At 41.7% G+C, this 18784-nt stretch carries 22 protein-coding genes and 1 pseudogene; 9 read left to right on the top strand and 14 right to left on the bottom strand.

Going from position 1 to position 18784, the window contains the following annotated elements:
- Positions 1 to 9 precede the first annotated feature (9 nt).
- From ACM0OT_RS04475 to ACM0OT_RS04440, 8 genes and pseudogenes are all read left to right on the top strand, one after another.
- On the top strand, positions 10 to 957 hold the full coding sequence (locus ACM0OT_RS04475; RefSeq protein ID WP_414563102.1) for a J domain-containing protein: 948 nt from the start codon (positions 10 to 12) through the stop codon (positions 955 to 957).
- The gene (locus ACM0OT_RS04470; RefSeq protein WP_414563100.1) at positions 957 to 2168 is read left to right on the top strand and encodes an ATP phosphoribosyltransferase regulatory subunit; all 1212 of its coding nucleotides are present in this window, start codon (positions 957 to 959) and stop codon (positions 2166 to 2168) included. The genes ACM0OT_RS04475 and ACM0OT_RS04470 overlap by 1 nt, the downstream gene beginning before the upstream one ends.
- 139 nt (positions 2169 to 2307) lie before the next feature.
- Positions 2308 to 2532: an indolepyruvate ferredoxin oxidoreductase subunit alpha gene (locus ACM0OT_RS04465; protein ID WP_066380485.1), complete on the top strand. Its 225-nt coding sequence runs from the start codon at positions 2308 to 2310 to the stop codon at positions 2530 to 2532.
- Positions 2533 to 2611: 79 nt separating this feature from the next.
- Positions 2612 to 3340, top strand: a complete 729-nt coding sequence (locus ACM0OT_RS04460; protein ID WP_414563098.1) for an ABC transporter ATP-binding protein — start codon at positions 2612 to 2614, stop codon at positions 3338 to 3340.
- Positions 3341 to 3415: 75 nt separating this feature from the next.
- Positions 3416 to 3709 (top strand): nucleotidyltransferase family protein, encoded by a 294-nt coding sequence (locus ACM0OT_RS04455; RefSeq protein WP_414544022.1) that lies wholly within the window; start codon positions 3416 to 3418, stop codon positions 3707 to 3709.
- Positions 3706 to 3939: a DUF86 domain-containing protein gene (locus ACM0OT_RS04450; RefSeq protein ID WP_414563096.1), complete on the top strand. Its 234-nt coding sequence runs from the start codon at positions 3706 to 3708 to the stop codon at positions 3937 to 3939. Before ACM0OT_RS04455 ends, ACM0OT_RS04450 begins: the two co-directional genes overlap by 4 nt.
- The gene (locus ACM0OT_RS04445; RefSeq protein WP_414563094.1) at positions 3929 to 4054 is read left to right on the top strand and encodes a DUF86 domain-containing protein; all 126 of its coding nucleotides are present in this window, start codon (positions 3929 to 3931) and stop codon (positions 4052 to 4054) included. Before ACM0OT_RS04450 ends, ACM0OT_RS04445 begins: the two co-directional genes overlap by 11 nt.
- A gap of 17 nt (positions 4055 to 4071) precedes the next feature.
- Positions 4072 to 4164 (top strand): annotated as a pseudogene (locus ACM0OT_RS04440) (ABC transporter ATP-binding protein); the annotation flags it as partial.
- Positions 4165 to 4258: 94 nt separating this feature from the next.
- Here ACM0OT_RS04440 and ACM0OT_RS04435 read toward each other — a convergent pair.
- The 10 genes from ACM0OT_RS04435 to trxA form a co-directional block, all read right to left on the bottom strand.
- On the bottom strand, positions 4259 to 4897 hold the full coding sequence (locus ACM0OT_RS04435) for a Uma2 family endonuclease (RefSeq protein ID WP_414563092.1): 639 nt from the start codon (positions 4895 to 4897) through the stop codon (positions 4259 to 4261).
- A gap of 91 nt (positions 4898 to 4988) precedes the next feature.
- Entirely contained in the window at positions 4989 to 6161 is a 1173-nt protein-coding gene (gene moeB / locus ACM0OT_RS04430; protein ID WP_414563090.1) for a molybdopterin-synthase adenylyltransferase MoeB, read from the bottom strand.
- 62 nt (positions 6162 to 6223) lie between these two features.
- Entirely contained in the window at positions 6224 to 6682 is a 459-nt protein-coding gene (locus tag ACM0OT_RS04425) for a Mov34/MPN/PAD-1 family protein (protein ID WP_414563089.1), read from the bottom strand.
- Between the two features lie 10 nt (positions 6683 to 6692).
- Positions 6693 to 7052, bottom strand: a complete 360-nt coding sequence (locus ACM0OT_RS04420) for a four helix bundle protein (protein WP_414544026.1) — start codon at positions 7050 to 7052, stop codon at positions 6693 to 6695.
- A 131-nt stretch (positions 7053 to 7183) separates the two neighbouring features.
- Positions 7184 to 7993: an alpha/beta fold hydrolase gene (locus ACM0OT_RS04415; protein ID WP_414563087.1), complete on the bottom strand. Its 810-nt coding sequence runs from the start codon at positions 7991 to 7993 to the stop codon at positions 7184 to 7186.
- A 112-nt stretch (positions 7994 to 8105) separates the two neighbouring features.
- Entirely contained in the window at positions 8106 to 8534 is a 429-nt protein-coding gene (locus tag ACM0OT_RS04410) for a type II toxin-antitoxin system VapC family toxin (protein WP_414563085.1), read from the bottom strand.
- A 2-nt stretch (positions 8535 to 8536) separates the two neighbouring features.
- Positions 8537 to 8749, bottom strand: a complete 213-nt coding sequence (locus ACM0OT_RS04405; RefSeq protein WP_414563083.1) for a transferase hexapeptide repeat containing protein — start codon at positions 8747 to 8749, stop codon at positions 8537 to 8539.
- A 484-nt stretch (positions 8750 to 9233) separates the two neighbouring features.
- Positions 9234 to 9932, bottom strand: a complete 699-nt coding sequence (locus tag ACM0OT_RS04400) for a glutathione binding-like protein (RefSeq protein WP_414563081.1) — start codon at positions 9930 to 9932, stop codon at positions 9234 to 9236.
- Positions 9933 to 9980: 48 nt separating this feature from the next.
- Positions 9981 to 10643, bottom strand: coding sequence for a nitroreductase family protein (locus ACM0OT_RS04395; RefSeq protein WP_414563080.1), 663 nt, complete (start codon positions 10641 to 10643; stop codon positions 9981 to 9983).
- Between the two features lie 165 nt (positions 10644 to 10808).
- Positions 10809 to 11171: a thioredoxin gene (gene trxA, locus ACM0OT_RS04390; RefSeq protein WP_414563412.1), complete on the bottom strand. Its 363-nt coding sequence runs from the start codon at positions 11169 to 11171 to the stop codon at positions 10809 to 10811.
- Positions 11172 to 11215: 44 nt separating this feature from the next.
- On the opposite strand from trxA, the gene ACM0OT_RS04385 reads away from it, so the two are divergent.
- Entirely contained in the window at positions 11216 to 11557 is a 342-nt protein-coding gene (locus tag ACM0OT_RS04385; RefSeq protein ID WP_414563078.1) for an ArsR/SmtB family transcription factor, read from the top strand.
- On the opposite strand, the gene ACM0OT_RS04380 is transcribed toward ACM0OT_RS04385, so the two are convergent.
- The 4 genes from ACM0OT_RS04380 to ACM0OT_RS04365 form a co-directional block, all read right to left on the bottom strand.
- Complete coding sequence (locus ACM0OT_RS04380) at positions 11544 to 13253, bottom strand: ATP-binding protein (RefSeq protein ID WP_414563076.1); 1710 nt, start codon at positions 13251 to 13253, stop codon at positions 11544 to 11546. The two genes, ACM0OT_RS04385 and ACM0OT_RS04380, sit on opposite strands and share 14 nt — an antisense overlap.
- A 135-nt stretch (positions 13254 to 13388) precedes the next feature.
- A complete protein-coding gene (locus tag ACM0OT_RS04375; protein WP_414563074.1) occupies positions 13389 to 13973 on the bottom strand; it encodes a chemotaxis protein CheB in 585 nt (194 codons plus the stop codon).
- On the bottom strand, positions 13973 to 14803 hold the full coding sequence (locus tag ACM0OT_RS04370; RefSeq protein WP_414563072.1) for a CheR family methyltransferase: 831 nt from the start codon (positions 14801 to 14803) through the stop codon (positions 13973 to 13975). Before ACM0OT_RS04370 ends, ACM0OT_RS04375 begins: the two co-directional genes overlap by 1 nt.
- Before the next feature lie 186 nt (positions 14804 to 14989).
- The gene (locus tag ACM0OT_RS04365) at positions 14990 to 18616 is read right to left on the bottom strand and encodes a response regulator (protein ID WP_414563070.1); all 3627 of its coding nucleotides are present in this window, start codon (positions 18614 to 18616) and stop codon (positions 14990 to 14992) included.
- Positions 18617 to 18784: the final 168 nt, after the last annotated feature.

The following is an 18784-nucleotide window of genomic DNA, read 5'->3' as shown; positions in this document are numbered from 1 at the left end:
AACCGCTCTATGACTTTAAAAATAGATCGTGGATTGTTTAAATATGATTTCATAGATCATCACGCAATTCTGTGTGTTCCTGTTGACGCACAGGTGAAAGATGTACGTAAACGTTATCTGCAAATCGCCCGCCGCTTACACCCTGATAGCACGGCTATTACTTCACCAGAAGAAAAACAGCTAGCTAACGAACTTTTATCAAAGTTGGTTAACCCAGCTTATGAAAAACTTTCAGCAGAACGCAGTCGCACAGAATACATCATAATTTTGTCCCAAATAGGTAAACGCCTGGTACAAGAATCTACTGCGGTGGAATGGAGTAGCGATGTGGCTAAACAGCTAGCTACTGCACCGGATATTGATCATTTGTATAAAAGTGCGATCGCTAAAATTGCCGCGACTCAATACGAATCGTTGCAGCAATCAATTTCTGTGATTGCTCAAATCAGCGAGTTGAATTTAGTTTACTTAATGCGGAGTGCTGGCAAAGTTGCCACTGCGCCACCGTCATCGGCTAAACCCCCAAGTAGTTCAGGTACAGCCAGGACAAATACAGCCCCACCACCCCCACCACCCCCAAAGGAAGATTCAGCAGTTGAACAGTATGTCCGCCGCGCTCAAAGTTTAATTGACAAAAACCAACTGGCTCAAGCCAAGGTTGAGTTACAGGATGCTTTGAAGCTAGAACCTAAGAATAGTCGTTGTCATAGTTTGATTGCCTTGGTGTATTTGAAGCAAAATTTACTGAAGCTGGCCAAAGTTCATTTTGATAATGCTCTCAAATTAGACCCCAAAGATGAAACAGCGTTGACATGGAAACCTAAAATAGAAAAGGCTTTGGGGCAACAATCCAGTGGCTCGAAAGTTACTTCACCTCCTCATGATGGAACTAAACAACCAGATAAGTCTGGAGGTGGGGGTTTGTTTGGTGGTTTGTTTGGTGGGAAGAAAAAATAATGGTGTATCAACCAGCAGCGGGAGCTAGAGATTTATTACCTTTAGACGTGGCTCAAAAACGCTGGATTGAAGACAGGTTACAGCAAGTGTTTCACCGTTGGGGATATCACAGGATTATCACCTCAACGTTAGAACGCATGGATACTCTGATGGCGGGGGAAGCAATTCAACGCCAGATGGTAATTCAATTGCAAAATGGTGAAGATGAAGACTTAGGCTTACGTCCAGAATTGACAGCTTCTATTGCTCGTGCCGTGGCTACACGCATGGCAGATGTCAGTTATCCGCAACGGCTTTACTACAATGCTAATGTCTTCCGCCGCACCTGGGAAAACAGGCACAATCGCCAGCAAGAGTTTTATCAAGCCGGGGTTGAGTTGTTAGGTGTAGGCGGATTGCTTTCTAATGCAGAAGTGCTACTGTTGGCGGCTAATTGTTTGGCGGCACTCGGTTTGCAGAATTGGCATTTAGTTTTAGGGGAAGCGGGAATCACGCGATCGCTCCTTGATGCCTTTCCGGTAAATCTCCAAGCTAAAGTTCGTAGTGCCATCGCCCATCTTGACCGCATTGCCATAGATACTTTACCCTTGAGTGATGAATTACGCGATCGCGCCAGAATCATGATGGATTTGCGCGGTTCTAGTGCAGATGTCTTGCAAAAAGTTAGCAGCCTCGGTTTAGATGCAGAGCAACAAGAGGTAGTAAATAACCTGAAATCTCTGGTAGAGTTATTAGAATCAGAAGGGGATATCCCGTTAATTCTTGACCTCAGCTTAATCCAAACCATCGACTACTACACTGGTATCGTCTTTGAAGTCGTCAGCAATGCTAACTCGCCAGCACGAGTTTTAGGGCGTGGTGGTCGCTATGACAAGCTACTGGGACTATATCATCCCCAAGGAGAAGATATTCCCGGAATTGGCTTTGTACTTAATATCGAAGATTTATACCAAGTTCTTTTATCTACTCAGCAATTGCCACAAGCAACCCCAGCTAGCAACTGGTTAGTAGTAGCAGAAGCACCACATGCTGAAGCTGCGGCCTTTGCCTACGCGCAAAAACTGCGGGATTGTACAGACTTAGTAAGAGTAGAAATGGATTTAGGTGGCAGAGATGCAAAAGCCATTAGGCAATATGCAAGCGATCGCGGCATTGCTCAAATCGCTTGGATTAAATCTGATGGTTCACCCACAATTGAATCATTGGTTTAAGTAGGGACTGGGGACTAGGGACTTAGTTGGTGAACAAAATTCCCCCCTGCTCCCTGCTCCCTACTCCCCTGCCTCATTCTCTGCCTCATCTCCCTGCTAGGCTAGATATAGCTGATCCGAAAGATAGGGAATCGAGAAAATGCCACACACTATTGTTACTGATGTTTGTGAAGGTGTAGCTGACTGCGTAGATGCTTGTCCTGTAGCTTGCATTCATGAAGGCCCTGGTAAAAATGTCAAGGGAACCGATTGGTATTGGATTGACTTTGCTACTTGCATCGATTGTGGTATATGTATCCAAGTTTGTCCTGTAGCAGATGCGATCGTTCCAGAAGAACGACCTGATTTGCAAAAAACACCATAAAATTTGCTAGTCAACAGTCTCGAAGTTATTTTTAACTTGACTGTTGACCTCATAATTATTATTTAATGACTAATTACTAATGAATAACGACTATTTACTAGAAGTTGAAAATGTCCATGCTGGATATATTAAAGATGTAGATATTCTCCAAGGGGTAAATTTTTATGTAGCACCAGGGGAATTAGTCACAGTGATTGGCCCTAACGGTGCTGGTAAATCTACCTTAGCAAAAACTATTTTTGGGCTGTTGACTCCCCATACAGGCACAATTACTTTTAAAGGTGAAAATATTGCCGGGCTAAAGTCAAATCAAATTGTCAGAAAGGGAATGTGCTATGTACCACAAATTGCTAATGTTTTCCCTTCTTTAAGTGTAGAAGAAAATTTAGAAATGGGGGCTTTTGTCCGTAATGTTGCCCTCAAACCCTTAAAAGATCAGATATTTACGATGTTTCCCCGATTAAGCGATCGCCGTCGTCAACGTGCTGGTACTCTATCAGGTGGGGAACGCCAAATGTTGGCAATGGGTAAGGCTTTGATGTTGGAACCTAGTTTACTGCTATTAGATGAACCTTCTGCGGCTTTATCTCCTATTTTAGTCACCCAAGTCTTCGAGCAAATTAAACAAATTAACCAAACAGGTACAGCCATTGTCTTAGTAGAACAAAACGCCCGTAAAGCTTTAGAAATGGCTGATCGTGGTTATGTACTTGAGTCGGGACGCGATGCAATCTCTGGCCCTGGTCAAGAATTATTGCATGATCCCAAAGTAGGTGAATTATATTTAGGTGCAGGTAAAGCGCATTAAACTCTATTCCATTTCCCATCCACAGCAGAGTAAGCTAAGTTATGCAGTGTGCTTACCCAAAGGGAGATTGGGGGTATGAAAACTCTTGAAGAAATCAAGCAATGGCTGGTACAGCACAAGTCAGTGTTGCAGGAACATTATAAAGTCAGAGAGCTAGGTATTTTCGGCTCTTACATTCGGCAAGAGCAGACAGAAACCAGTGATGTGGATTTGCTAGTAGAATTTTCTGAGACACCAAGCTTGTTAAAGTTTGTCAATTTAGAGAACTATCTCAGTGACAACCTGGGAGTTAAGGTCGATTTAGTACATAAGGGCGGTTTAAAGCCTCGCATTGGAGAGCGCATTTTGGCAGAGGTGGTTTACCTTTGACCAAGCGACAACTAGAGGACTACTTACAAGATATTTTGGATGCCATTGCTGCCATAGAGCAATTTACCGCAGTTATTGAGTTTGAAGTTTTTTCTCAAAACTTAGAAAAAATTTTCGCAGTTTCCAGAGCTATCGAAATTATTGGCGAAGCTGTGAAACGAATACCTGAGTCGGTGAGAAGTCAATATCCTAAATATTCCTTGGAGAGATATTGCCGGAATGCGAGATAAACTGATTCACGATTATTTTAATACAGATGTAGAAATTATCTGGAAGGCAGTTCAGGAGGATGTTCCAAAGTTAAAAGTAATGATTTCAAATATTTTGAGTGACATAAAAATATAAAAACTTTATCTCAATCGTCTGGACGCGATACCATATCTGGGCCTGGTCAAGAATTATTGCATGATCCCAAAGTAGGTGAATTATATTTGGGTGCAGGTAAGGCACATTGAAATACCACTGGTTGCTTCCTAGAAATAGAGGTTGCTGCGTTCTCTGGAGTAACAAACATTTTTAACACTAACATTCAGTCAAGTGGGGTTGTAGCTACATTGGCAGACCACCAGCTTGAAAAATTTGTTCGGCAGTTAAATTCAATTCCGGAAAAGTAGGCGATACAATGCGTTGTTTACCGCCGCAGGCATCGCTGTCTCTAAATTGAGTAACTTGGTATTCATCATCGATTAATTGATAAATAGATATAGTCGGTTGTTTCGGATTGCCAATAAATTTTCTACCACCGAACGCGGCATAATCTACAATCCAGTATTCTGAAATACCAATAGCTTCGTACTGTCCGAGTTTAGTGAAGTAATCATCACGCCAGTTCAGACTCACAACCTCTATTACTAATGGGATTGATGCTGCAAGACTTACGGTTGATTCTTTTTTCCATAGCGGCTCATTTACTAAATTAGTTCGATTGAGTAATAAAATATCTGGGGAATAAGCAGATTCCGAAGTAGAAGGTTTAATTAGCGCAGTTTTAGGGATCGTATAAGGTAAATTTAATCGGTCAAATTCTACTGTTAACTTTCTTGCTATAAAACCAACAATATCTTCATGATCTCCCACTGGTTGCGCCATTTCAACAATCACACCATCATGTAATTCGTATCTTCCGCCCTCGGGCCGCCACGCTGCAAAATCTTCAAAGGTTACTAGTTTACTTAAACTTTGAATCATTATTTATTGCCTCTAGTAGCAGGTTCAATGGACGCAAAAGTGTAGAGAATAAAAGTAAAATCTCTACGTTCCTCTGCGTCCTTAAAGCAGTTTAATATTCTGGAACTGAAGGATCTACTTCTTTACTCCAAGCATTAATTCCGCCTTTAACATTAGTCCCCTCAATACCTGCTTCTTTGAGGATACCCAAAGCTTTGGCAGAGCGTCCGCCCAGCTTACAATGAGCAATTAAGCGGTGACCATTGAGTATTTCTTTGACTTTGGCTACACCATCGCCATTTTCAATATCTGGTAAGGGTATAAGTACAGAACCAGGAATTTTGGCAATTTCGTACTCATGAGGATTACGGACATCCAACAGCACAAAATCTTTTGCACCGCTATCGAGTAATTCCTTTAATTCCTTGACGGTCATTTCTGACATTTCCATCTGCTGTTTTGCCTCCTCTGCCTTAGCTTGCGGAATCCCGCAGAATTGTTCGTAGTCTATCAGTTTTTCAATAACTGGGCGAATGGGATTAGGACGCAGCTTTAATTCCCGGAATTTCATTGCTAAGGCATCGTACAACAGTAGTCGTCCACTTAAGGTGTTACCTTGTCCCATGACGATTTTCACTGTTTCTGTCGCCTGGATCAATCCAATAATTCCTGGTAAAATTCCTAATACGCCACCTTCTGCACAAGAAGGAACCATTCCTGGTGGTGGTGGTTCTGGGTACAAGTCACGATAGTTGGGCCCACCTTCATAGTTAAAGACTGTGGCTTGTCCTTCAAAACGAAAAATGGAGCCGTAAACGTTAGGCTTATTCAGTAAGACACAAGCATCGTTGACGAGATATCTGGTAGGGAAGTTATCAGTCCCATCCACGACGATATCGTAAGGCTTGATGATATCTAGGGCATTTTCTGAACTCAGGCGAGTTTCGTACAAATCAACCTGACAATAGGGATTAATTTCGTGAATGCGGTGTTTTGCTGATTCAATCTTGGGTTTACCTACCCAGGATGTACCGTGAATTACTTGGCGTTGGAGATTGGAAGTATCGACGACATCGAAGTCAACAATACCAATGCGGCCAATACCGGCGGCGGCTAGATATAAAAGTAATGGTGAACCGAGTCCACCAGTCCCAATACATAATACACTGGCCGATTTTAGGCGCTTTTGTCCTTCTAGTCCCACTTCTGGCAAAATCAGATGGCGGGAATAGCGTTCGTAATCGTCTTTAGTCAACTGGATTTCATCCAGATTGGGATTGAGCATAGCAGTTATGGTAGATCAGCAAGGAATATTGATCCTATCGAAAAACGATATCCGTAGTTGAATTAAATTATGTTTTCAATTGTCTCTGCTTGAAACTGGTGACTATCATCAAGACTCCAGCTTTGGAGTTGACTAGCTTTGCCGTTTTGAACGGAAACTATTATATACGAGTATTCTGGCCAAGCATAGAGGCGATCGCATTCTGAAGGTGTAGCGGAATTATCGGGGTGGGAGTGATAAATACCGATAATATTCAGTGAGCGATCGCGTGCTTGTTTTTGTGCTTGTAACATGATTTGGGGGGCAATGGCATATCGCCGTCTGGTACTATTTACTGTATAGTCACCTGGAAAATTATCTGCTTGACTCTTCCAGGCATTTTCTGTAGATATTACTTCTATGACGGTTTTACCCCCGCTAGCTAGCTCACCAAGAATTAGTCCGCAGCATTCTTCGGGGTAAGTGCTTTCAGCATGGGTGCAGATAATTTGCAAGTGTTCGGGGAGAAGTTTTAGAACCACAGAATCTTGCTTAAAAATTGTGACTTTGCTTGTCAATATAAGATGCTAGCAATTCCTTCACTTCTACTACATCCCTAATCAGGCGATCGTAGTCAGCCGATTCCAGCATATGCAACTCATAGCAAAGCAGCAGGTAATATTCCACTTCAATGACTGCATCCCTGGCCATTTCCAAAAAATCTAGTTGGTCTTCGTAGTCATCGCGATCGCATCCCTGAGCTATTTTAATGGGAATGGCCGCACAAGCTAACCTAATTTGTTGTGTCAGTCCCAGTAATTCCTCTTCGGGAAAGTTTTTAGTAATTTCATAGACTGCAACTGTCAGTTCATGGGCTTTTTCCCACTCTGGGATTTCTCTAAAGTCTGTCATTTTAATATTGGTATCCTTGAAACTGAATCGGGTGACCAATGCCTACCTATATCATATGCCACTAATTCTGGTGCGGATATTTGAGCTAGCTTGTTCAAGTTGGTCGTGAGTTTATCTGAACACCAGTAATTTTAGTTCATCCGAGATGGCAACTGTGCTAAAAATTTGAGCATTACTGAAGTTACTGTGTCTGATGACTCAATTAAAAAGCCATGACCACCACGGTCAATCACTACTAGTTCAGCTTTGGCAATACCTTGAGCGAGTTGCTGAGAAAACTTGACTGGGGTGAGAATGTCTTGTCTGCCAACTAAAATCAGAGTGGGACAGTGAATGTTTTGCAGGCGGTCTTTTGTATCACTGGCAAGGATAGCCCGACTATGATAATACAGTGTATGAGGCGCTGGGGAAAAGGGATAATTAACTGCCCACTCAATCAGTTGTTCCACCATAGCAGGAATAGCATAGAAGTCGTCGCTAAATATCCAGGGTAAGACAACTTTTTCATACAGTTGCAAATCTATACTCTGGGGTAAGTCGCCCCATGTCTCGATGACACTATTAAATCGTGCATCACCCTTGGCTAAGGAAGATAGTAAAATCAGGCTTTTGACTTTTTCGGGGTTGGCTATTACTAGTTCTTGGGCAATTTGACCACCCATTGAATGACCTACTACGTTTACGCTGTCAATACCGATGTGATCCAGTAATGCGGCCACATCATTTGCCATCTGCTGAATACTATAAGGATTGTCGGGGGCAGAACTTCGCCCCATCCCGCGATTATCTAAGCGAATTACTTGATATTGGGAAACGAGTGCAGGCATGATTAACGACCAATAGGAATGATCACATAAGAAGCCAGCAATTAATAGTAACGGCTCTCCTGTTCCTTTGATGTCGTAAAATAAATCGATTCCGTTCACCTGGACTTTAGGCATTTGTTTTAATATGAGTTAGCATTAATCGTTTTTTGAGATCAAAACTTTGTGTTGGAAAGCTAAATAGTCAGGAGTAAAAGCCAATTTTTTGCTGCTTATTTGAGTTTAAAGTTTAAACTGTCCAATTCTCTGTAATCAAGTTTGGCACTTTGCTAAAGTCACTATTGTTGCGAGTCAATAAAACTAAGTTTCTTGAAAGTGCAATCGCAGCTATTCTTAAATCCATTGTGGCTATGCGAACTCTTTGCGCTCTTAATTCTTCAAATATAGCTACTGCTCCAGCATCGAATGGTAAGATTGGGGCTGCTGAAAACCCTCGAATGATTTCCATCAGCAGGGTATATCCTCGAACTGTATCACTAGGTGTTTGGGAGCGAGTGATAAAGGTATGAGCGCCAATTACTTGCTCATGAAAACTGATGATATAAAAAGCAAAATCTGTAGACTGATACTGAGAAATCCGAGCAGCTAATATTAAAAACTCTGCTCCTGAACGTCGTTGAAGAAAACTGATGTGGTCAGTGTCCAGTAGATATCTCACAGTTACTCACCACTTTCTTCTGTGAAGATATCAGCATGGCGCAGTGACCGTCCATATTCTAAAGCTTCCAAAAATGCTGGTTCATCAGAGATGGAGCCAATCACTTTTTCAAGCCAGTTACTAGAGGTAGGCGCATCAATGACTCGACGTTTAAGATCCGCAACTGTTTGTTCAAGAGTTGCTAAACGTTGTTCAACATTCGTTTCATCTAACATAATTTGCTCTCAGACTTTAATTTCAATGATAGGATAGTGCGTCTAAGTGATTAGTTAAGCAGTAATCCAAATCTTGATACACTAATGAATTCAAAAAATGTTGGAACTGTGGATGCGGTTCGCTTCATAATTGAAACTATTGAGTGTAAGTAGGTAGGTAGGTAGGAAAATTTACAGGTATGTCATTACGTTCGCGGAGCGTGGCGTTAGCCATACGTAACGGAGTGAAGCGAAGTAATCGCAAGGGTTATAAGGCTTTTACATTCTGTTACATAGTTGACTTTATTTGTGCCTACCTACTTATTTATAAAAATATAGTTTTGTCAAATAATTGAATTTATTTTATCTATGGATAATAATGCCTGAATTAGTGTGCCATTTACTGCATAAAACCACCTTAGTAGTCTCATTGATCAAAATATATAAGGGCAGGCTTTGCGGCCTACCCTACAAGATTGATCTTATTTACTTGCAAAGTGTTGTATCAAGTCTGAATTGTTTTTGCTGATTGGTTGAATAGCAATTCTCTTGATTTTTCTAGATCTATTGCCTGATTTTTGAAGGCTTCGGCTTTTTGGTAGGCGCGCATGGTGGCTGGACGCGCTTGAATTGTCTCAAACCAGCGCTTGAGATGGGGAAAGTCTTCTAGGTTTTGGCTTTGGCTTTCATAAGGTACTATCCACGGATAAGCAGCGATATCAGCAATGGAATAATCGCCTGCGACAAATTCTCTATCTGCTAGGCGTTTGTTGAGTACTGCATATAAGCGCCCTGTTTCGTTGACGTAGCGGTTAATGGCATAGTCAATTTTTTCGGGTGCATATTTGTTGAAGTGATGGTTTTGTCCTGCCATTGGCCCTAGACCTCCCATCTGCCAAAATAACCACTGGAGGACTTCTACTCGACCGCGCACATCTTGGGGAATTAACTGTCCGGTTTTTTCTGCTAAATACAGCAAGATAGCCCCAGATTCAAATACGGAAATGGGCTGATCTCCGGTTACAGGTTCATGGTCAACAATGGCTGGGATGCGATTGTTGGGAGAAATTTTGAGAAAGTCTGGCTGAAATTGTTCTCCAGCACTAATATTGACAGGAATAATGTTATATGGTGATCCGACTTCTTCGAGAAATATGGTGATTTTATGACCGTTAGGAGTCGTCCAATAATAAAGCTCAATCATTGGTAATTTTCCTTTGTTTTGCGCTTTTTTGATGCAAGCGGATGTGCATTAACTTCGATATGGTTGACCTATTTTGTCTACAGAAACTTTATGAGATAGTGGCAAGCGACCTGGGTTTAAGCGTGGTTCGGCGGCATAACCTACAGGTACTAAAAGAGCGATCGCAATATCTGGATCTGCTGCACCAATTACTTGTTTAACTTGTTCTTCAATCCAGCCATTCATAAAGCAGGTGGATAAACCTAAGCTTTCTGCGGCTAATACTAAATGGGTTGCAGCAATCACCGCATCTTTAATGGCATATTCCCGGCGTTTGTCTCCTAGCCCTTCTTGAAATTGGGGAATGGCATTTTTAAAGTAGTTTACCGTACCTTCATTCCAAGCTCCAGTGGCGATCGCCTGCTCGTAAATCGGTGTTAAGTCTTGTTCACCTGCATGGGGATCGGCGGCAAATACAAAGGTCACAGGCGCTTGAATAATTTGCTGTTGATTCCAAGCAGCGGCGGCTAAAGCTGCTTTTTGCGCTTCATCTTGAATCAATATGATTTGCCAATCCTGGATGTTAAAACTACTAGGGGCCGCTATGGTCAAATCTACCAATTGCTTGAGTAATTCTGGGTCAATGGGGTCTGTTTTAAAAGTTTTAATGGAACGACGTTGAACTATGGCTTGCGGTACATCTAAAGGCCGAATTTGGGTGGTAGGATTCACGTGATTCTCCTGATAATTGAGATTGAAAAACTACTTTCCATTATGGATGAGGGAGATGAGGCAGATGGGGGAGATGAAAAACAAAGATGTTGGTAATCACCGAAAATCTTTTCCCCCTCCACCCTGCACCCCTGTTTGTTCACCCCCGACTCCCCATTCTTGTATTTATTGAATATGCTGACCTAAAGTTTTAGCCAAGGTGGTTTTTAGCACTGCACCCACAACTATATCAACCTGTCTCCCTCCTTTAAATACCATCAGTGTAGGAATGCTGCGAATGCCATAATGACTGGCAACAGTGGGATTTTGATCTGTGTTTAATTTAACTACTTTTACCTGTCCTGCATATTCGCCTGCAAGTTCATCGACAACTGGAGTCACCATCCGACAAGGGCCACACCACGGTGCCCAAAAGTCCACTAATACTGGGATTGTACTGTCCAGTACTTCTTGTTTAAATGTGGCTTCTGTGACATTTGTAACGGATGACATATTTGCCCCCTTGTTTTTATTCTGTTGTTCGGAAATATCGAACAAACAAAATATACGCCATTTTACGAGATAATGCAAGTATGAGATTTTTGTATCACCCAGACCGAAAAGACATTTTTTTACCAGGAGTGTTATATGCCTTGGGCGACCCAGTGCGGCTAGAAATTGTGAGAATTTTGGCAACCGAGGGGGAGCAGTGCTGTGCTGGGTTTGATTTTGCGATCGCTAAGTCAACTATGTCGAATCATTTCAAAATTTTACGCGAGTCAGGGGTTATCTTGACTCACAAAGAAGGTACACAACACATCAATAAATTGCGGCGTGAAGATTTAGAAATCTTATTTCCGGGGTTACTGGATGCGGTGTTGCGGTCGGCGCCACCATTGCTAGTAGATCACCGTTCCACAGTTAATAGTCGTTAGATACTTGAGAATTTTCGGGTTTTAGTTCTCTACCATTATTGATGCTGTTGTTTTCCTGCATTAATGGGAGTTTTACAGTAAACGTAGAACCCTGTTCTTTCCCCAAGCTTTGGGCGGAAATTAGCCCACCGTGGAGTTCTACTAAATGGCGGACAATAGACAATCCTAACCCCAAGCCACCATGCGATCGCGTTGTCGTACTATCAGCCTGGCGAAAACGTTCAAATACTTTAGGTAAAAAGTCTGAGGTAATACCTATGCCTGTATCAATAACTTGGATTTGGGCATAAGTAGTTTTAGAGAAACGCAGAGGGGCGGAGGTGGAAGATATCTGAACTTTTTCTTGAGGAAACAACTCTTGTGCTTCCCATGCTTCTGGTTCTATAGCTTGTAACCGGACTTCGACTTTGCCCCCTGCGGGAGTAAACTTAATAGCGTTAGTCAGTAAATTCCACACTACTTGCTGTAACCGGGCTGGATCACCACAAACCGAGCCGAGGGAAGTATCCAGGGTCGTAATTAATTCAATTCCTTTGGTTTCTGCTAAGGGTCGCACAGCCTCCAAAGCCGCCTCAATGACAGAAATCAGATTGACAACGGATAAATGTAGTCTTAGCTGTCCCCGAATAATCCGCGAGACATCTAAGATATCCTCAATCAGTTTCATTTGAGACGTGGCGTTTCGTTCAATAGCATCTAGGGCCCGGGCTGTAGCTTTTTCGTCAAGTTTCTTGGAACGCAGGATTTTTGACCAGCCCAGCATGGAAGTCAAGGGTGTGCGGAGTTCATGGGAAAGTACGGCTAAAAACTCGTCTTTCATGCGGTTGGTGGCTTCTGCTTCTTGTCTAGCCGTTTGTTCGCGAATTATTTGCGCGCGAACTTCTTCAGCTTGCTTACGTTCAGTAATATCTTCGAGAGTCCCTACATAACCAAGTAATTCACCTTGACTAGAAAGCATTGGTGACGATCGCACCTCAACCCAACGGATACTACCATCAGCATTTTGAAACCGAAAATCTGCCGAATATTCCTGACCTTGACAAATATAAGTAGACCAAGTAGCGATCGCTCGTTCTTTTTCTTGGGGATGTACACATTCTAGCCATCCTTGGTGACAATTATCTACCAAACTATAGTCACAAATTTCCTGATAACAAGGATTTGTATAAGTAAAGCGCCCCTCAGTATCCGTTTCAAAAATGCCCATGGGTGAACAAGTACTCAGTGAACGAAACCGCTCTTCACTTTGTTTGAGTTCAGTATTCATGGCGCTGAGTTGGAGTGCTTGTTCCCGGACTGCTTGTGTTTTCTTAAACAGTTCGACAAACACCGTCACCTTAGAAATCAATATATTGGTATTTAAGGGTTTTAGTAGATAATCAACGGCACCTGAAGCATAACCTTTAAACAGCATTTGGTCGCTAGTACTAAAGGCAGTCAGAAAAATAATCGGAATATGACGCGATCGCCCCCTACTACGAATTAGGGTAGCAGTTTCAAAGCCATCAATACCTGGCATTTGTACATCCAGCAGAATTACCGCAAAGTCCTGATGCAATAGACACCTTAAAGCTTCTTCTCCAGAAGTGGCTGTAACTAGGTTTTCTCCTAGTTGTTCCAAAACTGCTTCTAGTGCCAGTAAATTTTCCAGCTTATCATCCACCAATAGGATGTTTACTTTGGGTTCCGGCTGCATGAGTTTCTTTCACTAAATGCTTGATTACAATCCCTGACAACAGCGGATTGCTTGAATCATTATGACACGACTAGCCATTTATCTTGCCCAGCTACTAACATTCAGCATTGTTATGTCCGGGGTCTGCTCATCCAGCTACCCTTTCTCCCCCTGCTCTGTTGGATAACAAAGACTAACCAGTAAGTTGGCAATTTCCGTCAGAGGGACAATCCAATCTACTGACATAGCAGAAATTGCCGCTTCTGGCATAATGGCACTTTCAGCAGTGCTTGGTTGTTGCACAATGGTAATTCCTCCCCGGGCTTTTACCTTTTTTAAACCTTGTGTGCCGTCATGATTGGCCCCTGTTAAAATAACACCAATAACTTGGTCACCATAGATATCGGCTGCTGACTCAAATAGCACATCTATTGATGGTCTAGCGTAAGAAACAGGGTCGTCTGTAGAGAGAGCAAAATAACCTGGTTCAATGAGTAAGTGATAGTCGGCCGGAGCCAGGTAGATTTTTCCTGGTAATATTTCATCTTTGTCTTGGACTTCTTGAATCGGCAAACACGTATGTTCTTGCAATAATTCTTCCATTGTGCCGTCAGAGTTTTTATGCCGATGTTGGACAATGACAATGGGCACTAAGAAGTCTGCTGGTAAATTTGCCAGGACTGTTTTGAGTGCGGATAATCCTCCTAGAGAAGTGCCAATTACTACAACTTTAAAGGACACTAGTTGAGCCTCCGGTAAAGCTTTTCACCTTTGGCTATCTCATCATAATACTGCTCATAAGGAGTAAATCTCAGAGATTCTTGCCGACCTAAACCTAAGATGCCAAAGTTGCAAAGACTGTTGTAAAACAGTTCGTGGACTTGTTTTTGCAGTATCTGATTAAAATATATTAAAACGTTTCGACAAAGAATGACATGAAATTCATTAAAAGAACTGTCAGTGGCTAAATTATGTTGAGCAAAGATGACATTTTCCCTCAGGGATGCTCGAAATATGGCATTGTCATAAGCCGCAGTGTAATATTCTGAAAAAGACCTTTTACCACCTGCTTTCAGGTACAGTTGAGTATACTCTTGCATCATCCTCAAAGAGAAAATTCCACTTTTAGCATTTTGTAGTACCTTACTGTTGGTGTCGGTAGCATAGATTCGACAACGGTGGTAAAGTTTTTCTTCTTCTAACAAAATCGCCATTGAGTAGACTTCTTCTCCAGTTGAACATCCAGCGTGCCAGATGCGAATAAAAGGATAGGTGCGTAACAATGGAACTACTTGATTTCTAAAGGCGAGATAAAAACTGGGGTCACGAAACATTGATGTGACATTTACAGTCACACCCAACAAAAATCTCTCTAAACAGGTGCGATTGTGCAGTAATCGCTCTTGCAATGTCGAAATATTGCTGATACCTTCTACGTGCATAAAGCTTTTAATCCGACGTTTGAGGGAAGAAAGAGCATAATTACGAAAGTCGTAACCATAGTACTGATATACCCCCTCTAATAGCAACTTGATTTCGATGTCCTCCAAACTAGCTTTTGGCAGATTCATAATCATGAGGATAATCAAGTTAAAGTCAACACCACTAATTCAATCATTACAGATTTCAGCTAGGAAATTTCTGAATATTTCTGCTGATGAATTTTGCTGTTGCCAAATATTTTGTGCCAATAAACACTATTAGCGATAACACAAAATATATTAAACAAATACGATCGCCTGGCTAATTTTCTTGTCCTATCTATATAACCACACCCGCAGCAGTGAAAGTAGTTGTTCGGTATCCACTGGCTTAGTAATGTAATCAGAAGCACCAGCATCAATACACTTTTCGCGATCGCCCGGCATGGCTTTGGCCGTTAAAGCAATAATTGGTAATGAGCGGAATTGCGGTTGCTGGCGGATGGCAATGGTTGTTTCGTAACCATCCATTTCAGGCATCATGATATCCATTAACACAGCATGAATGTCGGGATGCGCTTGCAGCATTTCGATGCCATCTCTGCCATTTTCGGCAAATAGTACTTCCATGTGATAGCTTTCTAAAAAGCTGGTAATGGCAAAAATATTCCGCAAATCGTCATCTATAATCAAAATTTTGCGGTTAGCTAGCACTGGATCTGTTTGTCGCAACTGTTCTAGCATCTGACGCTTGGGCTGGGGCAAGTTTGCCTGTATTCGATGTAAAAATAGAGCAGTTTCATCGAGTAAACGCTCAGGCGATCGCACGTTCTTAATAATAATCGTCTCTGCCAGTCGTCTGAGTTGGGTATCTTCTTGTCTGGTTAATTCTTTGCCTGTGTAAACGATGATTGGCAGTTTCAACAAACTGGATTGTTGTTTGATTTGTTCAATTAGTTCTAAACCGCTCATATCCGGCAGACCTAAGTCTAGTACCATACAATCAAACCGCTGTGATTGCAGAATTTCTAAGGCTGCGGTTCCTGTATACACTGCTGTACTTTTGACATCGCCATTACCAATCAATTCAATAATACTTTGAGCTTGTACAGGATCATCTTCCACCACTAACAGAGTTTTGACTTTACGTTCAATAAAGCTTTTAATTTCAGTCAATGCTTGATTGAGCTTTTCTGGAGATATGGGCTTTTGCAGATGTGTAATTGCTCCTAGCTGTAATCTGCGTTGTTCTCGATCATCGACAGACAAAATGTGTACAGGAATATGTCTGGTTTCCGGATCACGCTTGAGACGATCCAACATTGTCCAACCGTCCATATCTGGCATATGAATATCCAGGGTAATGGCATCGGGTTTGTATTGTTGGGCTAACGCCAGTCCTTCTTTACTCTGTAAAGCCACAATGACTTTAAAACCTTGTTCACGGGCTATTTCTAAGAATATACGGGCAAATTTATCATCATCTTCGACAATTAGCAGAACGCGATCGCCTGGTTGAATTTGCTGGCGATCATCGGGAATTGTCTCAAGTGGAGTCGGAATTATTGTTGCTGCTGGATTTGCAACTGGGGAAAGAGGTGGGGAAGATATAACTTCTTTTTCGGTGATGGCTGTGGGAATTTCTGTTAGCTCATTAACTGTGTAAGTCTGGGGTAGATAAAGAGTAAAAGTACTTCCCTGTCCTCTTTGACTAAATAACTCAATTCTTCCCCCCAATAGTTGCGCTAACTCACGGCTAATGGACAAGCCTAAACCAGTTCCCCCATACTTGCGGCTAGTGGTACCGTCTGCTTGCTGAAATGCTTCAAAAATAATCTTTTGTTTTTCTTCAGGAATACCAATACCTGTGTCACTGACAGCAAATGCAATCATGGGACTACCATTTTGGTTAATCTCGTCAGTCACCCTAATTTGTAATTTAACGCTGCCTTTTTCAGTGAATTTAAAAGCATTAGCTAGCAGATTTTTCAATATTTGTTGTAAACGTTTAGAGTCGTTAGCAATGACATTTGGTAATTGATCATCCAGTTCCACGGCAAAACTGAGTTCTTTATCTTCAGCAATTTGATGAAAAGTCCGATCTAAGGATGCCTGCAAATCGACAAAGGTGATTTGCTCAATATCTACTGCTAGGGTTCCCGATTCAATTTTGGCTAAATCTAAGATGTCATTAATTAATTCTAATAAGTCTGTGCCGGCAGCATAAATTGTCTGGCTATACTCTACTTGTTTGTCTGTTAAATGACCTTCGGTATTATCTGCTAGCAATCTTGCTAAGATTAATAGGCTATTCAGTGGCGTTCGCAATTCATGGGACATATTTGCCAGAAACTCTGATTTATATTTGGAAGATAAAGCCAGTTGTTTGGCCTTTTCTTCCAAAGACTGTCGAGCTTGCTCAACCTCACGATTTTTCCGCGCAACTTCCCGATTTTGCACCTCAAGTAATTCGGCTTTTTCTTCTAATTCTTCATTTAGTTGCTGTAATTCTTCATTAGACTGTTTCAATTCCTCTTGTTGCTGCTTCAGGAGAAATTGTGATTCCTCCAACTCTTGCGCCTGCTGTTCTAAGCGTTGATTGCTTTGCTTGAGTTCTTCTTGCTGGAGTTGTAGTTCTTCTGTTAAAGCTTGAGACTCGTTTAACAAATCTTGTGTTTGAGCGTTGGCAGCAATATTATTTAAAAATATCCCGATAATTTCACTTAATTGTTCTAAAAATTGCAGTTGGAGATGACCAAATTGCTGCAAAGAAGCTAGTTCAATTACAGCCGTTACCTGATTCTCAAATAGTACAGGCAACACAATAATATTTAATGGTAATGCGGCACCCAATCCAGAATTAATGCGAATATAGTCACTAGGTACATCAGTTAAGAGAATTTTTTGTTTTTCTAAGGCACATTGCCCTACCAATCCTTCACCTAAGCGAAATTGATTAGATAAATGTTTGCGCTCTTGGTAAGCATAACTACTCAGCAGCTTTAAAACAGGCTCTTGGTAAGCCCCATCCATTAAATATAAAACCCCTTGCTGGGCGCCAACCAATGGTGCCAAATTGGACAAAATCATCCGAGATACGCCTTCTATATCTCGCTGTCCTTGAAGCATCTGGGTAAATTCAGCTAAATTACCATTAAACCAATTTTGCTCCTCATTTTGTTGCGTGATATTTTGCAGATTAGCGATCATCTGTTTGAAAGTGCGCGACAATATGCCAATTTCGTCCAGGCGATCGCTCTTTGGTAAACTTACAGATAAATTCCCCGCAGCAATCTCTTCTGCTGCATCAGAAAATTGCTTCAGTGGCTGGGAAATATGCCTAGATAACCAAAATCCAATTAAAGCTATGACTAGCGCCACAAGGGGAATACTAAAAGTAATACTATTTATAGTTCTTTGAGCAGCCACAGATGTTTGCTCAGAGAGCTGCTGTAGTTGCGAATTTTCCTCCGTTTTAATTTCTTGGATGATCTGCCGAATTTCATCCATCAGTTGCTTACCCTGATCTGTCTGGACAGCTTCTTGAGCAGCTTCCCATCCTTGGGTTTCTCTGATATTAATCACCGCTTTCATGACAGCCATTCTTTGATTGATCAATGGTTGTAATCTATTAATTCGGCGTTGTTGCAGAGGATTATCTACTAGTAGTGCGTCGAGTTCTTTAACTGTTTTATCTAGCACTTGGACGGCATAATTATAAGGCTCTAAATAACCCTCTTGTTCAGTAATCAAATAACCTCTTTGTCCAGTCTCAGCATTTATGAGTTGAAAACTCAACTCCTCCAATTGACCAAGTACTTTGTATGTATCTTTTTCTTGCTCCGACGTTTTAACGAGTTCATTGGTACTTTGATAAGAGCTTAGACCAATCATTGTTAAAATTGCCAAACTCATGGCAAAACCCGCTCCGATCTTAGTTCCAATCTTCAGACTGTTTAACATTTATATTCTTTGTCCGGCTATTATTAATAAATAAACTTGTTTTTAATTCTTCGGCGTAGGAAAAAGAGGGGGAAATTTCTTAAAGTCCCCCTTGATAAGGTTTCCCGACTTGTAGCAAGTGGCGTGGATTTAGGGGGATCAGATCATTTGTGTGTACACGGTAGCCTT

This window comes from Anabaena sp. CCY 9613 (assembly GCF_963920895.1).
GTDB lineage: Bacteria > Cyanobacteriota > Cyanobacteriia > Cyanobacteriales > Nostocaceae > Cyanocohniella.
The sequence above is the reverse complement of the archived record's forward strand: the minus strand, read 5'-3'. Positions and strand labels throughout refer to the sequence as shown.